The organism is Duganella aquatilis (assembly GCF_009674565.1).
GTDB lineage: Bacteria > Pseudomonadota > Gammaproteobacteria > Burkholderiales > Burkholderiaceae_D > Rugamonas > Rugamonas aquatilis.
Genome location: NZ_WKJL01000009.1, coordinates 18,688 through 39,122, shown reverse-complemented (window position 1 = coordinate 39,122; position 20,435 = coordinate 18,688). Strand labels below are relative to the sequence as shown.

The window sequence follows — 20,435 nt, the reverse complement described above, 5'->3', positions numbered from 1 at the left end:
CTGAGCCGACGCGCTTTTCCCGGTTCAGAGTATTATCACGTCCATGACGCCGAATGTTAATGAAGAACTCCAGCTCCTGCGTGCCGAGATTGCGGCCGCCGCCGCTCGCCTCATCGCCGAGGATGGAGCCGACTACAACACGGCCAAGCGCAAGGCCGCCAGGCAGATTCTGGGCGACACCCAGCCGCCGCTGAACCTGCTGCCGGACAATGCGCAGATCGAAGCGGAAGTGCGGATCTACCAGTCGCTGTTCCACGCCGACACCCAGCCGGCCCGCGTGTTCCGCCTGCGTACGCTGGCGGTCGACATCATGGAAGGTCTGCAAGCCTTCCATCCCTATCTGACCGGCTCGGTATTGAACGGCACCGCCGGCCCGCACGACGACATCCATTTGCAGCTGTTTGCCGACAGCGCCAAGGAAGTGGAGATCTTCCTGCTGAACCGGAATTTGCAAATCGACATCTCCGAGACGCCGCACTTCAAGGGACCGCGTCACGGCATGGTCGAAACCGTCAGCTTCATGTGGCACAAGGAAGGCGTGCACGCCGCCCTGTACGAGCTGGACGACCTGCGCGGCGCCGTCAAGACCCGCAGTGACGGCAAACTGGCCCGTGCCGACATCGCCGCCGTGCGCGCCCTATTAGTTAACAGTACCCATAGTACCCATCCATCACCATGAGCAAAAAAAATCTGCCCGCGTATATCGCCGTCGCCGTCGTGTTTGCCGCCATCGGCGGCTATCTCGGCATCCACAAGGAACAGCCGCCGGTCAGCGCCGCGGCGCCGGCCACCGTGACCGGCCCGGTGGACGCCTTATATAAACAGACGCTGCCGGACGCCAAGGGCGTCGCCACGCCGCTGGCGCAATATAAAGGCAAGGCCATGCTGGTCAATTTCTGGGCCCCGTGGTGCGCGCCGTGCGTGCAGGAGATGCCAGAGCTGTCCGCGCTGGCCGCTGGAGATGAAGGCAAGAAGCTGCAAGTTATCGGCATCGGTATCGATTCGCCGTCAAATATCGCGGAGTTTAGCAACAAATACCAGATCACCTACCCGGTGCTGGTGGCCGGCATGAGCGGCACCGAGCTGTCGCGCCAGTTCGGCAACACCGGCGGCGGCCTGCCCTACACGGTGCTGATCGGCGCCGACGGCCAGATCAGGAAGACTTACCTGGGCAAACTGAAATTTGACGAGCTGCGCAAAGATCTGGCAACTCTATAAGCAGTTTCACAAGTTTTTTTCTCTTGCCAATGCACGCAGTTGGCGGCAAAATGCGGAACTTTCGCGGAGAAGGCTCACGAATCATGGCAAAAAACCTTCTACTGCTCAACGGTCCCAACCTGAATTTGCTGGGCACCAGAGAGCCAGAGGTCTACGGCGCTAGCACTTTGGCCGACATCGAACATGCTGCCCAGGCACAGGCCGAAGCGGCGGGTGCGAGCTTGTCTTGCTTCCAGAGCAACCACGAAGGTGCACTGATCGACCGCATCCATGCCGCCAAAGCGGAAGGCGTGGACGCCATCGTCATCAATCCGGGCGGACTGACCCATACCAGCGTGGCCTTGCGCGACGCCCTGGCAGGGGTGGCCATCCCGTTTGTGGAAGTGCATATTTCGAATATTTACCAGCGCGAGTCATTTCGCCATCACTCTTTCCTGAGCGCGATTGCACTAGGAACGATCTGCGGACTGGGTATCGAAGGATATCGGTTTGCCATCGACTTCGTCCTTAAAAAGCGATAACCTACGCGATCTGCGCATAAAATAGCGCGGTTCCGTCCACAAGACGCCACCGCTCACTCACATTACAAGATATTCCTCTGGGGGTTACATGGATCTACGCAAGCTGAAGACCTTGATTGATTTGGTCGCGGAATCGGACATCGCCGAACTCGAAGTGACCGAAGGCGAAAGCAAAGTTCGCATCGTCAAATCGTCGGCCCTGCCGCAAAATCAGATGGTCATGATGCAGCCGCAAGCCATCCCGCAATACAGCGCCCAGGCGCCAGCCGCCGCGCCGGTTGCCGCAGCAGCAGCCCCAGCTGCCGCCGCCGAACCAACCGGCCACATCGTCAAATCGCCGATGGTCGGCACCTTCTACCGTTCGTCGGCGCCAGGCGCGGCAGCGTTTGTCGAAGTCGGCCAGTCGGTCAAGGAAGGCGACACCCTGTGCATCATCGAAGCGATGAAGCTGCTGAACGAAATCGATGCCGACAAATCCGGCACCATTACCCAGATCCTGGTTGAAAACGGCCAGCCGGTCGAATTCGGCCAACCGCTGTTTGTGATCGGCTAAGACAGGCCTGCGCCCTCCCCATCGGCGACGGGCGCGCCTGCTTGGTCCGCAATCCCTCCTCACCTGACGCAGCCAATCGGCGCTCACAGACATAGCGAACCTATCATGTTTGAAAAAATCCTCATTGCCAACCGTGGCGAAATTGCCCTCCGTATCCAGCGCGCCTGCCGCGAACTGGGCATCAAGACGGTGGTGGTCCACTCGGAAGCAGACAAAGACGCCAAATACGTGAAGTTGGCCGATGAATCGGTGTGTATCGGCCCGGCGCCGTCGTCGCTGAGCTACCTGAACATGCCGGCCATCATCAGCGCGGCCGAAGTCACCGACGCCGAAGCGATCCACCCAGGCTACGGCTTCCTGTCGGAAAACGCCGACTTCGCCGAGCGCGTGGAAAAGTCCGGCTTCGTCTTCATCGGCCCGCGTTCGGAATCGATCCGCACCATGGGCGACAAGGTCACCGCCAAGCAGACCATGATCAAGGCCGGCGTGCCGTGCGTGCCGGGCTCGGAAGGCGCGCTGCCGGACGATCCGAAAGCCATCGTGCAGATCGCCCGCAAGGTCGGCTACCCGGTCATCATTAAAGCGGCCGGCGGCGGCGGCGGTCGCGGCATGCGCGTGGTGCATACCGAAGCGGCGCTGATCAACGCGGTGCAGATGACCAAGACCGAAGCCGGTACCGCCTTCGGCAATCCGGAAGTCTATATGGAGAAGTACCTGGAAAATCCGCGCCACGTGGAAATCCAGATCCTCGCCGACGAACACAAGAACGCCGTCTGGCTGGGCGAACGCGACTGCTCGATGCAGCGCCGCCACCAGAAGGTGATCGAGGAAGCGCCGGCGCCCGGCATTCCACGCAAGCTGATTGAAAAAGTCGGCGAACGCTGCGCCGAAGCCTGCCGCAAGATCGGCTACCGCGGCGCCGGCACCTTCGAATTCCTGTACGAGAACGGCGAGTTCTACTTCATCGAGATGAACACCCGCGTGCAGGTCGAACACCCGGTCACCGAAATGATCACCGGCATCGACATCGTGCAGGAACAGATCCGCATCGCCGCCGGCGAGAAGCTGCGCTTCCGCCAGCGCGACGTGATGCTGTCCGGCCACGCCATCGAGTGCCGCATCAACGCGGAAGACCCGTTCAAGTTCACGCCGTCGCCAGGCCGCATCACCTCCTGGCACGTGCCGGGCGGTCCGGGCGTGCGCGTCGACTCGCACTCGTATGCGGGTTATTATGTGCCACCACACTACGATTCGATGATCGGCAAGGTCATTACCTACGGCGCCACCCGCGAGCAGGCGATCCGCCGCATGCAGATCGCGCTGTCGGAAATGGTGGTCGAGGGCATCTCCACCAACATCCCGCTGCACCGCGAGCTGATGGTCGATGCGCGCTTCATCGAAGGCGGCACCAACATCCATTACCTGGAGCAGAAACTGGCCGACATGCCGGACCTGCACAAACTGAGTTTGAAAGCGCAATAACCATGAGCTGGACTGAAATCGTCATTGAAATCGCGCGTGACCACGCCGAAGCCCTCTCCGAGGCGCTGATGGACGTGGGCGCCCTGTCGGTTTCCGTGGAAGACGCGGACGAAGGCACCGACGCGGAAAAACCGCTGTTCGGCGAGCCGGGCATGGAACCGACCGAGGCGGCATGGGATCACAGCCGCGTGGTCGCCCTGACCGACGAAGATGACGACCAGGCCGTGATCGTGGCGGCCGCCGCCGGCCAGATCGGCCTGACCACCCTGCCGAAGTTCACCACCCGCAAGGTGGAGGAGCAGGACTGGGTGCGTCTGACCCAGTCGCAGTTCGCGCCTATCCCGATCGGCAAGAACATCTGGGTGGTGCCGTCGTGGCACGAGGCGCCGAATCCCGACGCGCTGATCCTGGAACTCGATCCGGGCCTGGCCTTCGGCACCGGCAGCCATCCGACCACCCGCCTGTGCATGGAGTGGCTGGAAGCCAATCCGGCGCCGGGCAAGACCGTGCTCGACTACGGCTGCGGTTCCGGCATCCTGGCCATGGTGGCCAAGAAGGTCGGCGCTGGCGAAGTGGTGGGCGTGGACATCGATCCGCAAGCGATCGAGTCGGCCGCCGACAACGCCGTGCGCAACCACTGCGACATCACCTTCTTCCTGCCGGACAGCTTTGCCGAGTCCCGGCATGCGACCCAGCGTTTCGATATCGTCGTCGCCAACATCCTGTCCAGCCCGCTGAAGCTGATGGCGCCGATGCTGTCCGGCCGCGTTGCCGACGGCGGTTCGCTGATCCTGTCCGGCGTGCTGGCGCGCCAGGCGGAAGAAGTGGCGGCGGCCTATGCGCCGTTCATCAAGCTGGGCGTCTGGGCCGAGCAAGACGGCTGGGTGGCGCTGCACGGCCGCCTGGGCAGCGACACTGTGCCTGCCGCGCGTTAATCAGCATCGATGGCGCTCGCCACTAAATGCCCCCACTGCAACACGGTATTTCGGGTCGCTCATGACCAGTTGAAATTACGTGGGGGCATAGTGCGCTGTGGCTCCTGCAATGAAGTCTTCGATGGCAACGCGGCCCTGCTGGAGCCGCTGACGCCACCGCCTGTTTCCCCTCCCGAACCGACGCCCCTCGACCAGAAAATGGCCGCGCTCGACACGCGCGCCGCCGAAGTGCTGGCCGTCGAGGAAGCCGAACCGGTGCTGGAACTCGACGAGCCGGAAGCGCCGCAACCTGCGCCCGAGCCGCCGCCCGTCCTTGAAGTAGACGACCAACCGGCTGATGCGCCCGAGCCTGCGCCCGAGCCCTTCCCGCTGCCGGCCGAACCAGCCTCGCTGCCGGCCGGCACGGAAGCCCTGTTCGACCTCGATCTGAACATGGAATCCGAGCCGGACCTGGAAGCCAGCATCGATCCTGAACTGGCGCCGCAGCCGGCACTGGAAGAACTGCAGGTCGAAAACCTCAGCGACGACGAACTCGAAGCCGCGCTGGAAGCCGAACTGGCCGTCATGGAGCAGTCGCTGGCCGACGCGCCACAGGAAGCCGACGGCCGCCGCGAACCAACCTGGGACGATCCGGATCCCGAACCCGACGAACCGCAAGCCGGCGCCGGCCCGGCGCTCGACCGCGCCTTTGCCGCCGCCGACGACGCCATCTTCTCCGCCGACGCGGAACCGGATGCGCCGCCAGCCGCCGAACCTCCGCGGCGCGACGACGAACTCGATGAAGCCGACGAGGAAGCGCTGATCCAGCTCTCCAGCGCCGGCCTGGCCCAGGCCGAAGCCATTCGCGCCCCGATCCTGCTGCACACGCCCAGCGCCGAAGCAGCAGCACCGCCACCGCCACCGGAAGAAGAGCACGACGAACAGCCCGACGAACCGGGCTTCGTCAAGCGCGACCGCCAGCGCCAGAAGTACGGCAAGGCCGCCACCATCGCCATGAGCCTGGGCTCGGTGCTGCTGGTCGCCGCCCTGCTCGGCCAGGCCGTCACCACTTTCCGCAACGCGCTGGCCGCCGCCATGCCGCCACTGAAGCCGGCGCTGACCGCCGCCTGCACTGCGCTCGGCTGCAAAATCGAACTGCCGACGCAGATCGACGACCTGATGATCGAACAAGGCGAGCTGCAAACCCTGAGCGACACCGCATTCTCCTTCACCACCCTGCTGCGCAACCAGAGCGCCACCGCGCAGTCGTGGCCATCGATCGAACTGACGCTGGACGACGCCAACGACAAACGCATCCTGCGCCGCGTGTTCACGCCGCGCGACTACCTGAGCGCCGACATCGCGCTGGACAAAGGATTTGCCCCGCACACCGAACAAGCCGTTAAACTCTACTTTGAACTTCACGATCTGAAAGCATCCGGCTATCACATCGCCGTCTTCTACCCTTAAAGACCTATCATGACCCAGACCTCTTTGATTTGCGGCTCGATCGCCATCGACACCATCCTGCAATTCCCCAACCGCTTCGACAGCATCCTGCTGCCGGACCAACTGCACAAGGTGAACGTGTCCTTCCTGGCGCCGACCATGCGCACGGAATTCGGCGGCTGCGCGCCGAACATCGCCTACAACCTGCTGATGCTGGGCGGCGCGCCGCGCATCGTCGGCGTGATGGGCCAGGACAATGCGGCCTACATGGCGCGCTTCGGCAAACTGGGTCTGGCCACCGACAACATTCTGATCAAGGAAGACGCCTACAACGCCCAGTGCTTCGTCACCGCCGACCAGGACAACAACCAGATCAACGCCTTCCACCCGGGCGCCATGTCCTACGCCCACGAGAACGACATCGCCAAGGCCGGTCCTGCGCGCATCGCCATCATCTCGCCGGACGGCCACCTGGGCATGAAGAAGCACGCTGCCGACCTGGCCGATCTGCAGATCCCGTTCATCTTCGATCCGGGCCAGCAGCTGCCGATGTTCAATGGCGAAGAGCTGATCGATTTCATCGACAAGGCCACCTACGTCACCACCAACGATTATGAAATCGAGCTGCTGATCGAGCGCACCGGCCTGACGCTGGCGGACATCGCCAGCCGCGTCGAAGCGCTGATCATCACCCGTGGCGAGCAGGGTTCGGAGATTTACACCAAGGGTCAGCGCATCGAAATCCCGGCGGTGCCGGTGGCGGAAGCGCTGGATCCGACCGGTTGCGGCGATGCGTATCGCGCCGGCCTGCTGTTCGGCATCACCAATGGCTGGAGCTGGGAGACCACCGGCCGCCTGGCCAGCCTGCTGGGCGCGATCAAGATCGCCCACAAGGGTGCGCAGAACCACCGCTTCACCGCCGCAGAAATCGCGGACAAGTTCGAAGCAGCCTTCGGCTACCGCTTCTAAGTGACGAAAAAAAAGCCCTGTGTGCTGCGGCGCTCAAGATCGCCGCACGGCCACAGGGCTTTTTTATTACCTGGCGCCGAACGCCACGCCGAGTAAAAGCTGCGCTATCTGCAGCAGGATCAGTGCCACCAGCAGCGACAGGTCCAGATTCCCCACCAGCGGCACCACGCGGCGGATCGGCCGCAGCAGCGGCTCGTTGAGCGCGCGCACAAAGGGCGCCAGCGGCGCATGCGGATTGACCCAGCTGAAGATCGCCTCGATCACCAGCAGCGCCATGAAGCCGTACAGTATCCATTCCAGGAAGCGCTGACAGGCCGCCAGCAGCACCAGCTGCGCCGGCCAGCCGGCCAGGAACAGCACCGAGGTCGCCACCAGCACAATCAGGAAGGCGCCAATCAGGCTGGCCCAGTCATAGCCGCCGACGCCCGGCACGATGCGGCGCAGGGGGCGCACCAGCCAGTCCGACAATTGGAAAGTGAACTGCGCCACCGACGACGGCGGTCGGACGCGGATCGCCTGCATCCAGAAACGCAGCAGCAAGGCCCCGCCCAACAACACGGCGATGGCGTCGACAATCAACTTGATAATACTAATCAGCACGGAACCCCTCCAATAAAAAAGCCGCTGTGTGATTGTCTCACACAGCGGCCATTTGCCTCAGCGGCGCCTAAGCGATGAGCTTAGGATGGGCGCGTGCTGGTCGGGAACGGCCAGGCGGCGGCCGGTGCCAGTACGGTTTTAGCTGCTGGCGCGGCGGCCGGCGTTGCAGGAGCTGCTGCTGGTTTAGCGGCTTCCTTTTTTGGAGCAGCTTTTTTCGGCGCAGCTTTTTTCACTGCTGGCGCAGCGGCAACCGGAGCGGCTGCTGGTGCTGCTGCCGGAGCGGCGGCTGGTTTAGCGGCTGGCTTGGCTGCTGGTTTAGCTGCTTTCGCGGCTGGCTTGGCAGCTGGCTTAGCTGCCTTAACCGGCTTTTTTGCTGCTGGCTTAGCCGCTACCTTTGCAGCCGGTTTGGCTGCTGCTTTTACTGCTGGTTTTTTGGCGACAGCTTTTTTGGCTGCTGGTTTCGCTGCGGGTTTAGCGGCTACTTTTTTGGCGGCTGGTTTAGCGGCGGCTTTGGCGACCACTTTTTTCGCTGCTGGTTTAGCGGCTACTTTTTTCGCTGCTGGTTTGGCGGCGACTTTTTTAGCTGCTGGCTTGGCGGCCGCTTTGGCGACGACTTTCTTCGCTGCTGGCTTGGCTGCTACTTTTTTCGCTGCTGGTTTGGCGGCGACTTTCTTCGCTGCTGGCTTGGCTGCTGCTTTGGCGACGACTTTTTTCGCTGCTGGTTTAGCGGCTACTTTTTTCGCTGCTGGCTTGGCTGCTGCCTTGGCGACGACTTTTTTCGCTGCTGGTTTAGCGGCTACTTTTTTCGCTGCTGGTTTAGCTGCTGGCTTGGCGGCTGCTTTTTTCACAGCTGGTTTGGCTGCTGGTTTAGCGGCAGCTTTTTTCACTGCTGGTTTGGCAGCTGGCTTGGCAGCGGCTTTTTTCACAGCTGGTTTAGCAGCAGCTTTCACTGCTGGCTTGGCGGCAGCTTTAGCGGCTGCTGGTTTTTTTGCTGGTGCGGCAGCTTTCTTAGCTGCTGGTTTCTTTGCGGCGGTAGCCATGTTTAGTTCTCCTTCATCGGGGATGGGAAAAAATTCATTACAAGATTTAAACCCGTCCGACCCGGGATTGGGCCAGGCGAATTATTCATCGGCGCAAACTAAAGCGGTTTGCGCTAATGAATTCGGCACTAGCTGAACTGCTGCATCTCCTCACAAGTGCAGCGCTTCAGCCATCGATCCACCCGCTCCCCCTAGCTGGAGCAGCGTGCGGATACAAATCTTGTGGCGACGTTTTGCGGTGGTCCGGGCGTATCCTCAGCTCCTGGAACCTGCGTCGCAGCCACGTCGCGGTTTTCGTTTTCAAACAAAAAACCGCCCGACCTGAATTGAATCAGGCAAGACGGTTGAGCAAAAACGACGTGGTCTTGTGCATATGTGTGAATCAGTATCCTGTGTTGCGATCATCACTGCGCGGCGCGTCGTCCAAAAAAATTCAACGCACTTTTTAAATCACGCATTTTCAATTTCGTAAAGTACACGAAAACCTTGTCGGTGCGCAACCGGCACGTTAGGTATTCGCGCGCTTTTTTTCCGACTTAAGCTCGCCAACTCACATACACGTGCCGCTTCAACCTGCTCGTTTGCGTCGCCGCGCTCACTTCACGCGCGCTCAATCGGGTTCGGGAAGTGCCGCGCGCCTCGCGCTGAAAATTCGCACTTCAAAGTAAGCCTTATGCTGCCTGGGTTTCTTCGATGTCGCCGCCACCGGCTTGAAAATCGCATCACCCGCTTCCGAATCCGAGAGCGCTTGCGCTGCATCTGCGCGTCGCCACCACACTCTGTTTTTAATTCGTCGCGATTATGAGACAGAGTAAGACGAATAGCAAGCGGAATACAGCGGTGCGCCGCAGCGGCACTGCGTTTTAGAGGAGGTGATCGAACGCGCGCAGCGCAAAAAACGCGTCGCGCGTGACGATGTAAATCGGCGTTAAGGCATGCCGCGACAGGCGGCGTTTGAAATGCGGCGACGCTACTCGGCGTCTTCCGACTTCCGGCTGGCCATCCATTCGTCCATGCTGGAAGCCATCCGTTTGAGCAGGCGCGCCAGGTCGCGACGCTCGGCGTTGGTCCAATCGGCCATCAGTTCGCCGACCAGTTCCTCGCGCATGCGGTCGACGGCGTCGGCCATCTCGCGTCCCAGCTCCGTCACTTCCGCTTCGCGCACCCGCTTGTCGCGCGTGCCGGCGCGGCGCACCACCAGACCGAGTTCGTCGAGGCGGGCGACCTGGCGGCTGACGGTGGTGTAGTCGCGGCCGACGACGTCGGCCAGCTCCACCACGCCGATCGGACCGCGGCGGTCGATGCGCACCAGCAGAGGAAGCAGCGCGCGTTCGAGCGGCATGGCCATCTCGGACATCAGGGCGACGTCCGGCTCGGGGCGGCTCATGAAGCCGATGATGTCGAGCAGCGCGTCATGCATTTCGCGGATATCTTTATTCATATGTGCATTATACACATAATTCTTGACGCGCCTTTGAGGTCGGAATAATATGTGCATAATACACATATCAAGGAGAGTCCCGTGGACACTGACGTTCTGATTTGCGGCGCCGGCGCGGCCGGCCTGACCTTGGCGCTCGACCTCGCGCGCCGCCATATTCCCTTCGTGCTGATCGATCAGGCTGAGGTTCCATTCGCCGGTTCGCGCGGCAAAGGCATCCAGCCGCGCACGCTGGAAATCTTCGAGGCGCTGGACGTCGCCGACCGCATGATCGCCACCGGCGGACGCTATCCGGCGCAGCGCCACCACGATGCCGGCGGCGGCTACCGCGACGAAGCGTCGGTCGCCGCCAACCCCGCCACGCCGGCAGAACCCTATGGCGAGCCGCTGATGCTGCCCCAGCATCTGACCGAAGGCATCCTGCGCGCGCGGCTGGCGGAGCTTGGTCATGCGACGCGCTACGGTCATGCGCTGTCCGGTTTTGAGCAGGATGACTGCGCAGTCACCGCGCGCGTGACGACGGCCGATGGCGAGATCGCGCTGCGGGCACGCTACCTGGTTGGCGCCGACGGCGGCCGCAGTTTTGTCCGCAAGACCCTGGACATCGGCTTCCCCGGCGAGTCATTGAATGCGCGCGCGGTGGTGGCCGACCTGTCGCTCGACGGTCTGACGCGCGACGTGTGGCACCGCTGGGGCAGTGGCGGTCAGCAGATCAGCCTCTGTCCTTTGCAGGGCACGGAGCTGTTCCAATTGCAGATGCCGATTCCTTTGACGGGAGAGTTCGATCTGTCGGACGCCGGCCTCGCCGCCGCCATCGCCGCGCGCAGCGGCCGCGATGACATCGTGGTGCGTGCGGTGCGCTGGCGCTCCGATTACGCGATGAGCGCCCGGCTAGCAGACCGCTATCGAGTGGGCCGCGTGTTCATCGCCGGCGATGCGGCGCACGTGCATCCGCCAACCGGCGGCCAGGGTCTGAACACCAGCGTGCAGGATGCCTGGAACCTTGGATGGAAGCTGGCGGCGGTGCTGCGCGGCGCCGACGACGCGCTGCTCGACACCTACGAAGCGGAGCGCCGCGAGGTGGCGGCCGGCATGCTGGGCATGTCCACTCGCCTGCTCGACGCCGCGCGCCAACGCGACGACCTGCGGCGCGGACGCGAACAGCAGCAACTGGACCTGGGCTATCCAGCCTCCCCGCTGTCGCTCGACGAGCGCGACGACGATGCCGCGCTGCGTGCCGGTTACCGTGCGCCGGATGCGCCGCTCACCGGCGCCGGCGGTCAGCCGCTGCGTTTGTTTTCGCTATTGAAATCGGGAGATTGGATCATGCTGCGCTATGAGCCGCGCGACGCGGCGGCGCTCGCGCCACGCGCCGGCCTGCGCGTCATCACGGTCGGCGAGCACGCCGAACTGCGCGACCACGAAGGCCATCTGCGCACCGTCTACGGCTTCGCCCCCGGCGACATCGCCCTGCTCCGCCCCGACGGCTACCTCGCCGCACTCACCCACGATGAGCGCAGTGCGGCGCTGTCAGCGTACATCGCTCAGTCAGTGCGCTAGCCTCCGACGCGCCAGGCGCTCGCGCGCCTCCGCGAGCGCGGAGCGCAACTGCCGTTCCAGCTCGACCTTGGGCGGCAGCTCGGTCCAGTATTCAGCCACCGTGATGCCATCCCTCTGCACCTGCAGCAGCTCGACCTGCTCCCAGGATGAAGGATTTCAGTTGCATCAGGATCGCCGCTTCCAGGTCGGCTTCGTCATAGCCTTGGCTAAGGCCGAGAAAGTCCAGAAAGTACGGATCTTTGAAAATCGCCGCCGGCGCGGCATCCGTCGCGGACGAATCTTCAAGGCCGGATATCTGGCTTCGTTCGTAGCTTTTACGATCAATCTGCCGACGAAGCTCGCGCACGCTCCAGCCTTCCGAGACGCTCCGGTCGGCATAATAATAACAAGCGGCCTCCGCTTTAATTGGTATGAGCTGTAAAAGTGGGGCCAACTCAATTGGCGCATCAGTGATGCGACAATTTCCAAATTGGAAAACGCTTGCGCAAACTGCACCATGCGGCGCAGAGTCTGAACCTCAAAACCTCGGCCAAACTCGCGCTCAAGTTTTTGTCCCAGACTGATCATTAGCTGAGCGCCGTAACTGGCTCGCTCGCCTGCCAAGGCTTCCAAATGAAAAAGCCCCGCAGTGCGGGGCTTTTGAGGGAGGCGAAAGGGGAGTTAGTCCCAGTTCAGCGCGCCGCCGGTCTGGTACTCGATGACGCGGGTTTCGAAGAAGTTGCGTTCTTTCTTCAGGTCGATCATCTCGCTCATCCATGGGAATGGATTCTCTTCCTGGTCGAACAGCGTCTCCAGGCCGATCTGCGTGGCGCGGCGGTTGGCGATGAAGCGCAGGTAGCCCTTGAACATGGTCGCGTTCAGGCCCAGCACGCCGCGTGGCATGGTGTCTTCGGCGTAGGCGTACTCCAGGTCCACCGCCTGCAGGAACAGCTGCTTGATCTCTTCCTTGAACGCAGGCGTCCACAGCAGCGGATTTTCCATCTTGATGGTGTTGATCAGGTCGATACCGAAGTTGCAGTGCATCGATTCGTCGCGCAGGATGTACTGGTACTGCTCGGCGGCGCCCATCATCTTGTTCTGGCGGCCCAGCGCCAGGATCTGGGTGAAGCCGACGTAGAAGAACAGGCCTTCCATCAGGCAGGCGAACACGATCAGCGATTTCAGCAGTTTCTGGTCGTTTTCGATGGTGCCGGTGGTGAACGCCGGGTCGGTCAGGGTGTTGATGAACGGAATCAGGAACTCGTCCTTGTCACGGATCGACTTGACTTCGTTGTAGGCGTTGAAGATCTCCTGCTCGTCCAGGCCCAGCGATTCGACGATGTACTGGTAGGCGTGGGTGTGGATCGCTTCCTCGAACGCCTGGCGCAGCAGGTACTGGCGGCACTCCGGCGCGGTGATGTGGCGGTAGGTGCCCAGCACGATGTTGTTGGCGGCCAGCGAGTCGGCGGTGACGAAGAAGCCCAGGTTGCGCTTCACCAGGCGACGCTCGTCGTCGGTCAGGCCGTTCGGGTTCTTCCACAGCTCGATGTCGCGCTGCATGTTCACTTCCTGCGGCATCCAGTGGTTGGCGCAGCCGGCCAGGTATTTGTCCCAGGCCCATTTGTACTTGAACGGCACCAGCTGGTTGACGTCGGTTTTGCCGTTGATGATGCGCTTGTCGTCGGCGTTGACGCGCAGCGCGACTTGCTCAGCCGTGCCTTCGCTTTCCAGCGCGGCTTGATTGATAGCTTGTTTGGCCGGTGCGGCCTCTTCGTCCCAGGACAGCGACATGTTTGAATTCCTCTATATATATGTGGTTCAGCGCCGCCTCGCATCAGCGGGCGGCGCACTCTAACTTATTGGCAGGCTTCACATTCCTCGAAACCGTCGTCGCCTGGACGCAGGTAGCAGGCTTCGCCGTCGGCTTCGGCCGTCACGGCTGCAGCCGCAACCGGAGCGACCGGCGCTGGCGCGGCGGCTTGGGCGCTGGCCGACATGCCGCCGTCCACCGCCACCGCGTTCAGCGCGCCGGTCTTGGAGGTCGACTTCTCGGTGTGGGTGGCCGAGGTGGTGCGCAGGTAGTAGGTGGTTTTCAGGCCACGCAGCCATGCCAGCTTGTAGGTTTCGTCCAGTTTCTTGCCCGAAGCGCCAGCCATGTAGATGTTCAGCGATTGCGCCTGGTCGATCCACTTCTGACGACGGGAAGCAGCTTCCACCAGCCAGCTTGGCGACACTTCGAACGCGGTGGCGTAGATGTCGCGCAGGTCGTTCGGGATGCGGTCGATCTTGGCCAGCGAGCCGTCGAAGTATTTCAGGTCGGCGATCATCACCTCATCCCACAGGTCGCGCGCCTTCAGGTCGCGCACCAGGTAGGCGTTGATCTCGGTGAACTCGCCCGACAGGTTGGATTTCACGTACAGGTTCTGGAAGGTCGGTTCGATGCAAGCCGACACGCCGATAATGTTCGAAATGGTCGCGGTCGGAGCGATCGCCACGCAGTTCGAGTTACGCATGCCGAACTTGGCGATGCGCTCGCGCACCGGGGTCCAGTCCATGGCCGACGACAGATCCTGCTCCAGGTAGCCGCCGCGCTCTTCGGCCAGCAGCTTGATCGAGTCCTGCGGCAGGATGCCGCGGTCCCACAGCGAACCTTTGTACGACGCGTAGTGGCCACGCTCTTCAGCCAGCTCGGTCGAGGCCAGGTAGGCGTAGTAGCAGACGGCTTCCATCGAGGTGTCGGCGAACTGCACCGACTCCATCGACGAGAACGGCACGCGCATCATGTGCAGGCAGTCCTGGAAGCCCATCACGCCCAGACCGACCGGACGGTGGCGCATATTGGCGTTGCGTGCTTTTTCGACGGCGTAGTAGTTGATATCGATGACGTTGTCGAGCATGCGCATCGCGGTGCGGATGGTTTTCTGCAGCTTGACGTGGTCCAGCTTGCCTTCTTTCATGTGCGCCGGCAGGTTGACCGAACCCAGGTTGCAGACGGCGATTTCGTCCGGACCGGTGTTCAGCGTGATCTCGGTGCACAGGTTGGAGCTGTGGACCATGCCCACGTGCTGCTGCGGCGAACGGATGTTGCATGGGTCTTTGAAGGTGATCCATGGGTGGCCGGTTTCGAACAGCATCGACAGCATCTTGCGCCACAGGTCCAGCGCCTGGATTTTCTTGAACACGCGGATTTCGCCGGCGGCGGCCTTGGCTTCGTAGCCCAGGTAGGCTTTTTCGAAGGCCTTGCCGACCAGATCGTGCAGGTCAGGCGTATCCGATGGCGAGAACAGGGTCCACTCGCCTTTTTCCATCACGCGCTTCATGAACATGTCTGGAATCCAGTTGGCGGTGTTCATGTCGTGGGTGCGGCGGCGGTCGTCGCCGGTATTTTTACGCAGGTCCAGGAACTCTTCGATGTCCATGTGCCAGGTTTCCAGGTAGGCGCACACCGCGCCCTTGCGCTTGCCGCCCTGGTTGACCGCCACGGCGGTGTCGTTGACCACTTTCAGGAACGGCACCACGCCTTGCGATTTGCCGTTGGTGCCCTTGATGTGGGCGCCCAGCGCGCGCACCGGGGTCCAGTCGTTGCCCAGGCCGCCGGCGAACTTGGCCAGCAGCGCGTTTTCCTTGATGGCGTCGTAGATGCCTTCCAGATCGTCCGACACGGTGGTCAGGTAGCACGACGACAGCTGCGAACGCAGGGTGCCCGAGTTGAACAGGGTCGGCGTCGACGACATGAAGTCGAAGGTCGACAGCAGGTTGTAGAACTCGATGGCGCGCGCTTCGCGGTCGGTCTCGTTCAGGGCCAGGCCCATGGCGACGCGCATGTAGAACGCCTGCGGCATTTCGATGCGGGTGTCGCGGATGTGCAGGAAGTAGCGGTCGTACAGGGTCTGCAGGCCGATGTAGCCGAATTGCAGGTCGCGGTCGGCCACCAGGGCTTTCGACAGGCGCGCCAGGTCGAACTCGGCCAGCTTGGTGTCCAGCAGTTCGGCGGCGATACCCTTGGCGATGTATTGCGGGAAGTAGCTCACGTATTCGGCGGCGGCGGCGCCTTGCGCGACTTCCTTGCCGAATACTTCCTTGCGGATGGTGTGCAGCAGGATGCGGGCGGTCACTTGCGAGTAGGCCGGATCTTTTTCCATCAGCGCGCGGGCGGCCAGGATGGCGGATTTGTGCAGCTCTTCGACCGGCACGCCGTCGTACAGGTTTTTCAGGGTTTCCGCGACGATGGCGTCGGCGTCCACGTGTTTTTCCAGGCCGATGCAGGCAGCGTTGATCAGGCTGGTGACGCGGCTCAGTTCCAGCGGCTTGCGCTCGCCGTTTTCCAGCACGTGGATCTGCGGCGCGCTGATGGTGGCGGCCGAACCCTGGGCTTCCTTGGCGGCGCGGCGCTCTTCCATGTGCTTGGCGCGGTACAGCACGTAGGCGCGGGCGACGTCATGTTCGCCCGAGCGCATCAGCGCCAGTTCCACCTGGTCCTGCACGTCTTCGATGTGGAAGGTGCCGCCGGATGGCTGGCGGCGCACCAGCGCCGACACCACGCTGGCGGTCAGTTGTTCTACCAATTCACGCACGCGCGCCGAAGCGGCGCCCTGGCCGCCATTGACGGCCAGGAAGGCCTTGGTGACGGCGATGGCGATTTTCGACGGTTCAAACGCGACGACCGCGCCGTTACGGCGGATGATGCGGTAGTCACCGAGGGCGCTGGCGGCCACGGCTGGGCTGCTGGCGGTGCTCGCAGCGGCCGCTGGTACCAGCGCTGGATTGATGGTGATGTCTTGAGTAGATTGCATTTAAGCTCCCCGATAACAACGTGCAGTCAGTGCTGCGCCGCGTATGTAGTGTAAAAAAACCGTGTTGGGCCGACCTGGCGTACTTGCCATTCGCTCAAGATTCAGTGTCATGAGAACCACTAGATCTAGTGATGGGCCAGAACCTATCCACTGATTGTAGTGGTCACACCGTAGCACGGCAAGTGAGAAATTTTGATGATTCCAGCAATTTTGCTCTTGACTTTAAGGAAGCCCTACAGGGAAGCCAAGTTCAGCGCTAGCAGCTACTAACATTGCCTGTTTCTTAAGCAGATTTTGATAACATTCCCAATCAAATAACGGTCCCGGATCGGTTTTTCGACCCGGTGCGATGTGCTCGTGGCCTTGCACATCCGTCAACGGATAGTGCTGCTGGAGCGCGATCGTCAGCGCCGCCAGGGCCGTGTATTGCGCCGCCTCGAAGGCCACGAAGTCGCTGCCTTCCAGCTCGACGCCGATTGAAAAGTCATTGCATTTATCCCGTCCGCGAAAGCTGGACAGGCCGGCATGCCAGGCCCGCGCGTTGGCGGAAACGTACTGGATGATGCTGCCGTCGCGGCGGATGAAAAAGTGGCTGGAGACCTTCAATCCGCGCAGGTCGGCGAACGAGGGGTCAGCATTATAGTCGATCCGGCCGGTGAACAGGTCCGACACGTGCGGCCCGCCGAAGCTGCCGCCCGGCAGCGAGACGTTGTGGATCACCAGCAGCGTGATGTCAGCCGGGTCCGGACGGGCGTCGCAATACGGACTGTCGTAGCGCCGCGCCTGCGGCAGCCAGCCATCGAAACCGCTCACGCTTCCGGCTCCTGGATGTTCAGCTTCTGCATCTGGTAGCGCAGCTGGCGGAAGCTGATGCCGAGCAGCTGCGCCGCCTGGGTGCGGTTGAACTGCGTCTGCGCCAGCGCGCGCAGGATGATGTCGCGCTCGACCTGGTTCAGGTAGTCGGGCAGGCTGGAGGGCAGCGCGTCCGGCGGCGCCGGCACGGCAGCCGCCGCTACGGCCGCCGGCTCCGCGAGCGGCTGCGGCGCCGCCTCCGCCATGCGCGCGCCCTTCAGCGACAGGTCGTCGACCTGGATCACGCCGTCGTCGGCAAAGGCCAGCGCCCGCTCCAGGATGTTTTCCAGCTCGCGCACATTGCCGGGGAAGGAATAGCCGCGCAGCGCCTCCAGCACACCGGGACCGAGCACCACCTTGTGCTCGAAGGTCCCCAGCCGTTCCAGGATGGCGCCGGTCAGCACCGGCAGGTCGTCCAGCCGCTCGCGCAGCGGCGGCAGGCCCAGTTCGATCACGTTCAGGCGGTAAAACAGATCCTGGCGGAAGCTGCCCTGCTCCACGCATTGCGCCAGGTTCTTGTGGGTGGCACTAATAATACGCACGTCGACCGGCTCCTCGGCGGTGGCGCCGATCTTGCGCACGCGCCGCTCCTGGATCGCGCGCAGCAGCTTGACCTGCATCGCCAGCGGCAGGTCGGCCACCTCGTCCAGCATCAGCGTGCCGCCGTTGGCGGCCTGGAAGAAGCCGTCGCGCTCGTCGGCCGCGCCGGTGAACGCGCCCTTGCGGTAGCCGAAGAATTCCGCCTCCATCAGCGCTTCCGGAATCGCGCCGCAGTTGACGGCGATGAAGGGCTGCGCCGCGCGCGAGCTTTGCGCGTGGATCTCGCGCGCCGCCAGTTCCTTGCCGCTGCCGGACTCACCGTGGATGGCGATCGGCGCCATCGAGCGCGCCAGCCGCGCGATCTGCGCGCGCAGCGCCTGGATCACGGCCGATTCGCCGCGCAGCCGGCTGGCCGTCGGCGTCGCGGCCGGCGCCTGCCCTGCCGCCGGCGCCGCGTTCAGGCGCAAGGCCGACTGCACCATCAGCCGCAACTGGTCCAGCGCCACCGGCTTGGAGATATAGTCGAAGGCGCCGGCTTTCAGCGCGACCACCGCGTTGTCGGCGCTGCCGAAGGCGGTGACCACCGCCACCGGCGTGTTCTTGTAGGCGGCCGTGACCTCGCGCACCAGTTCCAGCCCGAGGCCGTCCGGCAGGCGCATGTCGGTCAGCACCAGCTGGTATTCGCGCTCCGCCGTGGCCAGCAGCGCGCGCGCCTCGCCCAGCGTGGCGGCGCTGTCGACATCCAGCCCCATTTTCAGCAGGGTCAGTTCCAGCAGTTCGCGCAGGTCGGCCTCGTCGTCGACAACCAGAACACGCGGTGAGCGAGCACTCATCAGACAGTCTTTCCTTGCTGGGCAAAGGTGATTACAAAGCGCCCGCTCAAGGACGGGCTGCCATCGGCGTTGTCCTTGTTGTCGAAACGATATTCATAGTCCAGCCGCGCTTCGTTATTCAAGCACAGTTCGCGCGCCAAGTACAATCCCAGTCCGGTGCCCTTGCTGGACGTGGTGTAGAACGGCTCGAACAGGTGGGCCCGCACTTCCGGCGAAATGCCGGGACCGTCGTCCTGCACGTGCAGTTCCAGCCGCTGCGCCGTGTCGCGCACCACGTTCATGCGGATCGACTCCGGCCCGCCGCTGGCGTAGCGCACGGCGTTGTTGAGCAGGTTGAGCACCACCTCGCGCAAATGCAGCGCGTCGAAGCGCACCTGCACACCCGGAGCCGCCGCCAGGCCGAGGATGTCCGGCGCCAGGCCGTGGGTCTCGATGAATTCCGCGCGCAGCTCGGCCAGGAAGACGTCCAGCGCCAGCGGCTCGCTGTGCGGCTGCACCTTGCGCGACAGTTGCAGGATGTCCTCCACCATGCGGTTCACCCGCGCCACGTTGTCGCCGACGATTTTCAGCAAGCGCTGCTGCACCGGGTCGGTCAGGTCTTCCCCCAGCAGCGAGGTGGCGTGGCCGATGGCCGACAGCGGGTTGCGCACCTCGTGCGCGATGCTGGCGGTGAGCCGCCCCATCGACGCCAGCTTCAGCTGCTGCGCCTGGTTTTCGATGCCGGTCACATCCTGCAAAAAGATGACGCTGCGTTCGGCGCCCTGGCCCAGCCCCGCCATGTCGGCGGCGGCGAAGCGCACTTTCAGGTGCGCGGCCAGGTCGCGGCGCGCGCTCCAGGCCGCGCTCATGCCTTCCAGCGCGGCGTCGTTGAACGGCTTGATGGTCAGGAAGGCGGTGGAACGGGTGGCGTCGGCGCGCCAGGCTTCATACGCTTCGATCAGCGGCGACAGCGAGGCCGCCGCCGACAACTTGAAACGCACCTCGGCGCCGACCAGGCCCAGCATCTGCTGCGCCGCCGGATTGCCGGCGAAGACCTGGCCGTCCGCGTCGACCACCAGGATGCCGTCGCCGATATTCGCCATCACCAGCCGGTTGACCGCCTGCTGCACATTGATCTCGACGCCGCGCTGGCTGGCCAGCTCCTCCTGCCCGATCAGCCGCGCCGCCATGCGGTTCACCACCAGCACCGCCGCCAGGAAGGCGGCGCCGTACAGGCCGGCCTGCATGACGTCACGGTCGCTCTCGCTGAGGAAGATCTGCCAGGTGCTGTCACCGAGCAGGAACAGCGTCACCAGCGAGGCGCAGAACAGCGCCATCGTCAGCGGCGCCAGGATGGCCAGGCCGGCCAGCGGGAACAGGTAGAGGATCGCCAGCCCGCTGCGCATGCCGCCGCTGGCCAGGTACAGCATGGAGATGATGGCCAGGTCGCAGGCGATCTGCGATAGCAGCTGCAGCAGGAAACGGCGCTGCCAGTACACCGCCGACAGCGCGAAGCCGATCGACAGTCCCAGGTACACCAGGCAAATTTGCAGGTATAGCGACTGGCTGGCGGCCTGCGCGCCGCGGCTGTCGAAGCTCAGATAGACCAGCAGCACCAGCGCGATCACCACGCGGCTGGCGTTCAGCGTCTGCAGCGAACGCCAGAAGGTGGCGCGCGATTCCGCCGTGAGCGCTGGCAGGCGCGCCATCAC

At 63.2% G+C, this 20,435-nt stretch carries 18 protein-coding genes and 1 pseudogene; 9 read left to right on the top strand and 10 right to left on the bottom strand.

Going from position 1 to position 20,435, the window contains the following annotated elements:
• Positions 1 to 43 precede the first annotated feature (43 nt).
• The 8 genes from GJ698_RS13780 (at position 44) to GJ698_RS13745 (ending at position 7,106) form a co-directional block, all read left to right on the top strand.
• Entirely contained in the window at positions 44 to 679 is a 636-nt protein-coding gene (locus tag GJ698_RS13780; RefSeq protein WP_154358199.1) for a hypothetical protein, read from the top strand.
• A complete protein-coding gene (locus tag GJ698_RS13775; RefSeq protein WP_154358198.1) occupies positions 676 to 1,218 on the top strand; it encodes a TlpA family protein disulfide reductase in 543 nt (180 codons plus the stop codon). The genes GJ698_RS13780 and GJ698_RS13775 overlap by 4 nt, the downstream gene beginning before the upstream one ends.
• An 83-nt stretch (positions 1,219 to 1,301) precedes the next feature.
• Positions 1,302 to 1,739: a type II 3-dehydroquinate dehydratase gene (gene aroQ / locus GJ698_RS13770; RefSeq protein ID WP_154358197.1), complete on the top strand. Its 438-nt coding sequence runs from the start codon at positions 1,302 to 1,304 to the stop codon at positions 1,737 to 1,739.
• 88 nt (positions 1,740 to 1,827) lie between these two features.
• Entirely contained in the window at positions 1,828 to 2,292 is a 465-nt protein-coding gene (gene accB / locus GJ698_RS13765; protein WP_154358196.1) for an acetyl-CoA carboxylase biotin carboxyl carrier protein, read from the top strand.
• Positions 2,293 to 2,397: 105 nt separating this feature from the next.
• Positions 2,398 to 3,774, top strand: coding sequence for an acetyl-CoA carboxylase biotin carboxylase subunit (accC, locus tag GJ698_RS13760; RefSeq protein ID WP_154358195.1), 1,377 nt, complete (start codon positions 2,398 to 2,400; stop codon positions 3,772 to 3,774).
• Positions 3,775 to 3,776: 2 nt separating this feature from the next.
• Positions 3,777 to 4,709: a 50S ribosomal protein L11 methyltransferase gene (gene prmA, locus GJ698_RS13755; RefSeq protein WP_154358194.1), complete on the top strand. Its 933-nt coding sequence runs from the start codon at positions 3,777 to 3,779 to the stop codon at positions 4,707 to 4,709.
• 9 nt (positions 4,710 to 4,718) lie between these two features.
• Positions 4,719 to 6,158, top strand: a complete 1,440-nt coding sequence (locus tag GJ698_RS13750; protein ID WP_154358193.1) for a DUF3426 domain-containing protein — start codon at positions 4,719 to 4,721, stop codon at positions 6,156 to 6,158.
• A 9-nt stretch (positions 6,159 to 6,167) separates the two neighbouring features.
• A complete protein-coding gene (locus tag GJ698_RS13745) occupies positions 6,168 to 7,106 on the top strand; it encodes a carbohydrate kinase family protein (RefSeq protein WP_154358192.1) in 939 nt (312 codons plus the stop codon).
• A 66-nt stretch (positions 7,107 to 7,172) separates the two neighbouring features.
• Here the strand turns inward: GJ698_RS13745 and GJ698_RS13740 are convergent, their stop codons facing one another.
• From GJ698_RS13740 to GJ698_RS13730, 3 genes are all read right to left on the bottom strand, one after another.
• On the bottom strand, positions 7,173 to 7,706 hold the full coding sequence (locus GJ698_RS13740; RefSeq protein WP_371865301.1) for a YggT family protein: 534 nt from the start codon (positions 7,704 to 7,706) through the stop codon (positions 7,173 to 7,175).
• An 80-nt stretch (positions 7,707 to 7,786) separates the two neighbouring features.
• Positions 7,787 to 8,746, bottom strand: a complete 960-nt coding sequence (locus GJ698_RS13735; RefSeq protein WP_154358191.1) for a transcriptional regulator — start codon at positions 8,744 to 8,746, stop codon at positions 7,787 to 7,789.
• A gap of 970 nt (positions 8,747 to 9,716) precedes the next feature.
• Positions 9,717 to 10,187, bottom strand: coding sequence for a MarR family winged helix-turn-helix transcriptional regulator (locus GJ698_RS13730; RefSeq protein WP_229259980.1), 471 nt, complete (start codon positions 10,185 to 10,187; stop codon positions 9,717 to 9,719).
• Between the two features lie 81 nt (positions 10,188 to 10,268).
• Between GJ698_RS13730 and GJ698_RS13725 the strand changes: the two genes are divergently transcribed.
• Positions 10,269 to 11,747, top strand: a complete 1,479-nt coding sequence (locus GJ698_RS13725) for an FAD-dependent monooxygenase (RefSeq protein WP_371865300.1) — start codon at positions 10,269 to 10,271, stop codon at positions 11,745 to 11,747.
• Between the two features lie 91 nt (positions 11,748 to 11,838).
• On the opposite strand, the gene GJ698_RS30950 is transcribed toward GJ698_RS13725, so the two are convergent.
• From GJ698_RS30950 to GJ698_RS13695, 7 genes and pseudogenes are all read right to left on the bottom strand, one after another.
• Positions 11,839 to 12,093, bottom strand: a complete 255-nt coding sequence (locus GJ698_RS30950) for a hypothetical protein (RefSeq protein WP_229259979.1) — start codon at positions 12,091 to 12,093, stop codon at positions 11,839 to 11,841.
• Positions 12,094 to 12,209: 116 nt separating this feature from the next.
• Positions 12,210 to 12,314: pseudogene (locus GJ698_RS31420) on the bottom strand (hypothetical protein); the annotation flags it as partial.
• 93 nt (positions 12,315 to 12,407) lie between these two features.
• On the bottom strand, positions 12,408 to 13,517 hold the full coding sequence (locus GJ698_RS13715) for a ribonucleotide-diphosphate reductase subunit beta (protein ID WP_154358189.1): 1,110 nt from the start codon (positions 13,515 to 13,517) through the stop codon (positions 12,408 to 12,410).
• Between the two features lie 65 nt (positions 13,518 to 13,582).
• Positions 13,583 to 16,519: a ribonucleoside-diphosphate reductase subunit alpha gene (locus GJ698_RS13710; RefSeq protein WP_154358188.1), complete on the bottom strand. Its 2,937-nt coding sequence runs from the start codon at positions 16,517 to 16,519 to the stop codon at positions 13,583 to 13,585.
• Positions 16,520 to 16,741: 222 nt separating this feature from the next.
• Complete coding sequence (gene ampD, locus GJ698_RS30635) at positions 16,742 to 17,332, bottom strand: 1,6-anhydro-N-acetylmuramyl-L-alanine amidase AmpD (protein ID WP_371865299.1); 591 nt, start codon at positions 17,330 to 17,332, stop codon at positions 16,742 to 16,744.
• Complete coding sequence (locus GJ698_RS30630) at positions 17,329 to 18,744, bottom strand: sigma-54-dependent transcriptional regulator (RefSeq protein ID WP_154358187.1); 1,416 nt, start codon at positions 18,742 to 18,744, stop codon at positions 17,329 to 17,331. Before GJ698_RS30630 ends, ampD begins: the two co-directional genes overlap by 4 nt.
• Positions 18,744 to 20,432: a sensor histidine kinase gene (locus GJ698_RS13695; protein WP_154358186.1), complete on the bottom strand. Its 1,689-nt coding sequence runs from the start codon at positions 20,430 to 20,432 to the stop codon at positions 18,744 to 18,746. The genes GJ698_RS30630 and GJ698_RS13695 overlap by 1 nt, the downstream gene beginning before the upstream one ends.
• Positions 20,433 to 20,435 lie beyond the last annotated feature (3 nt).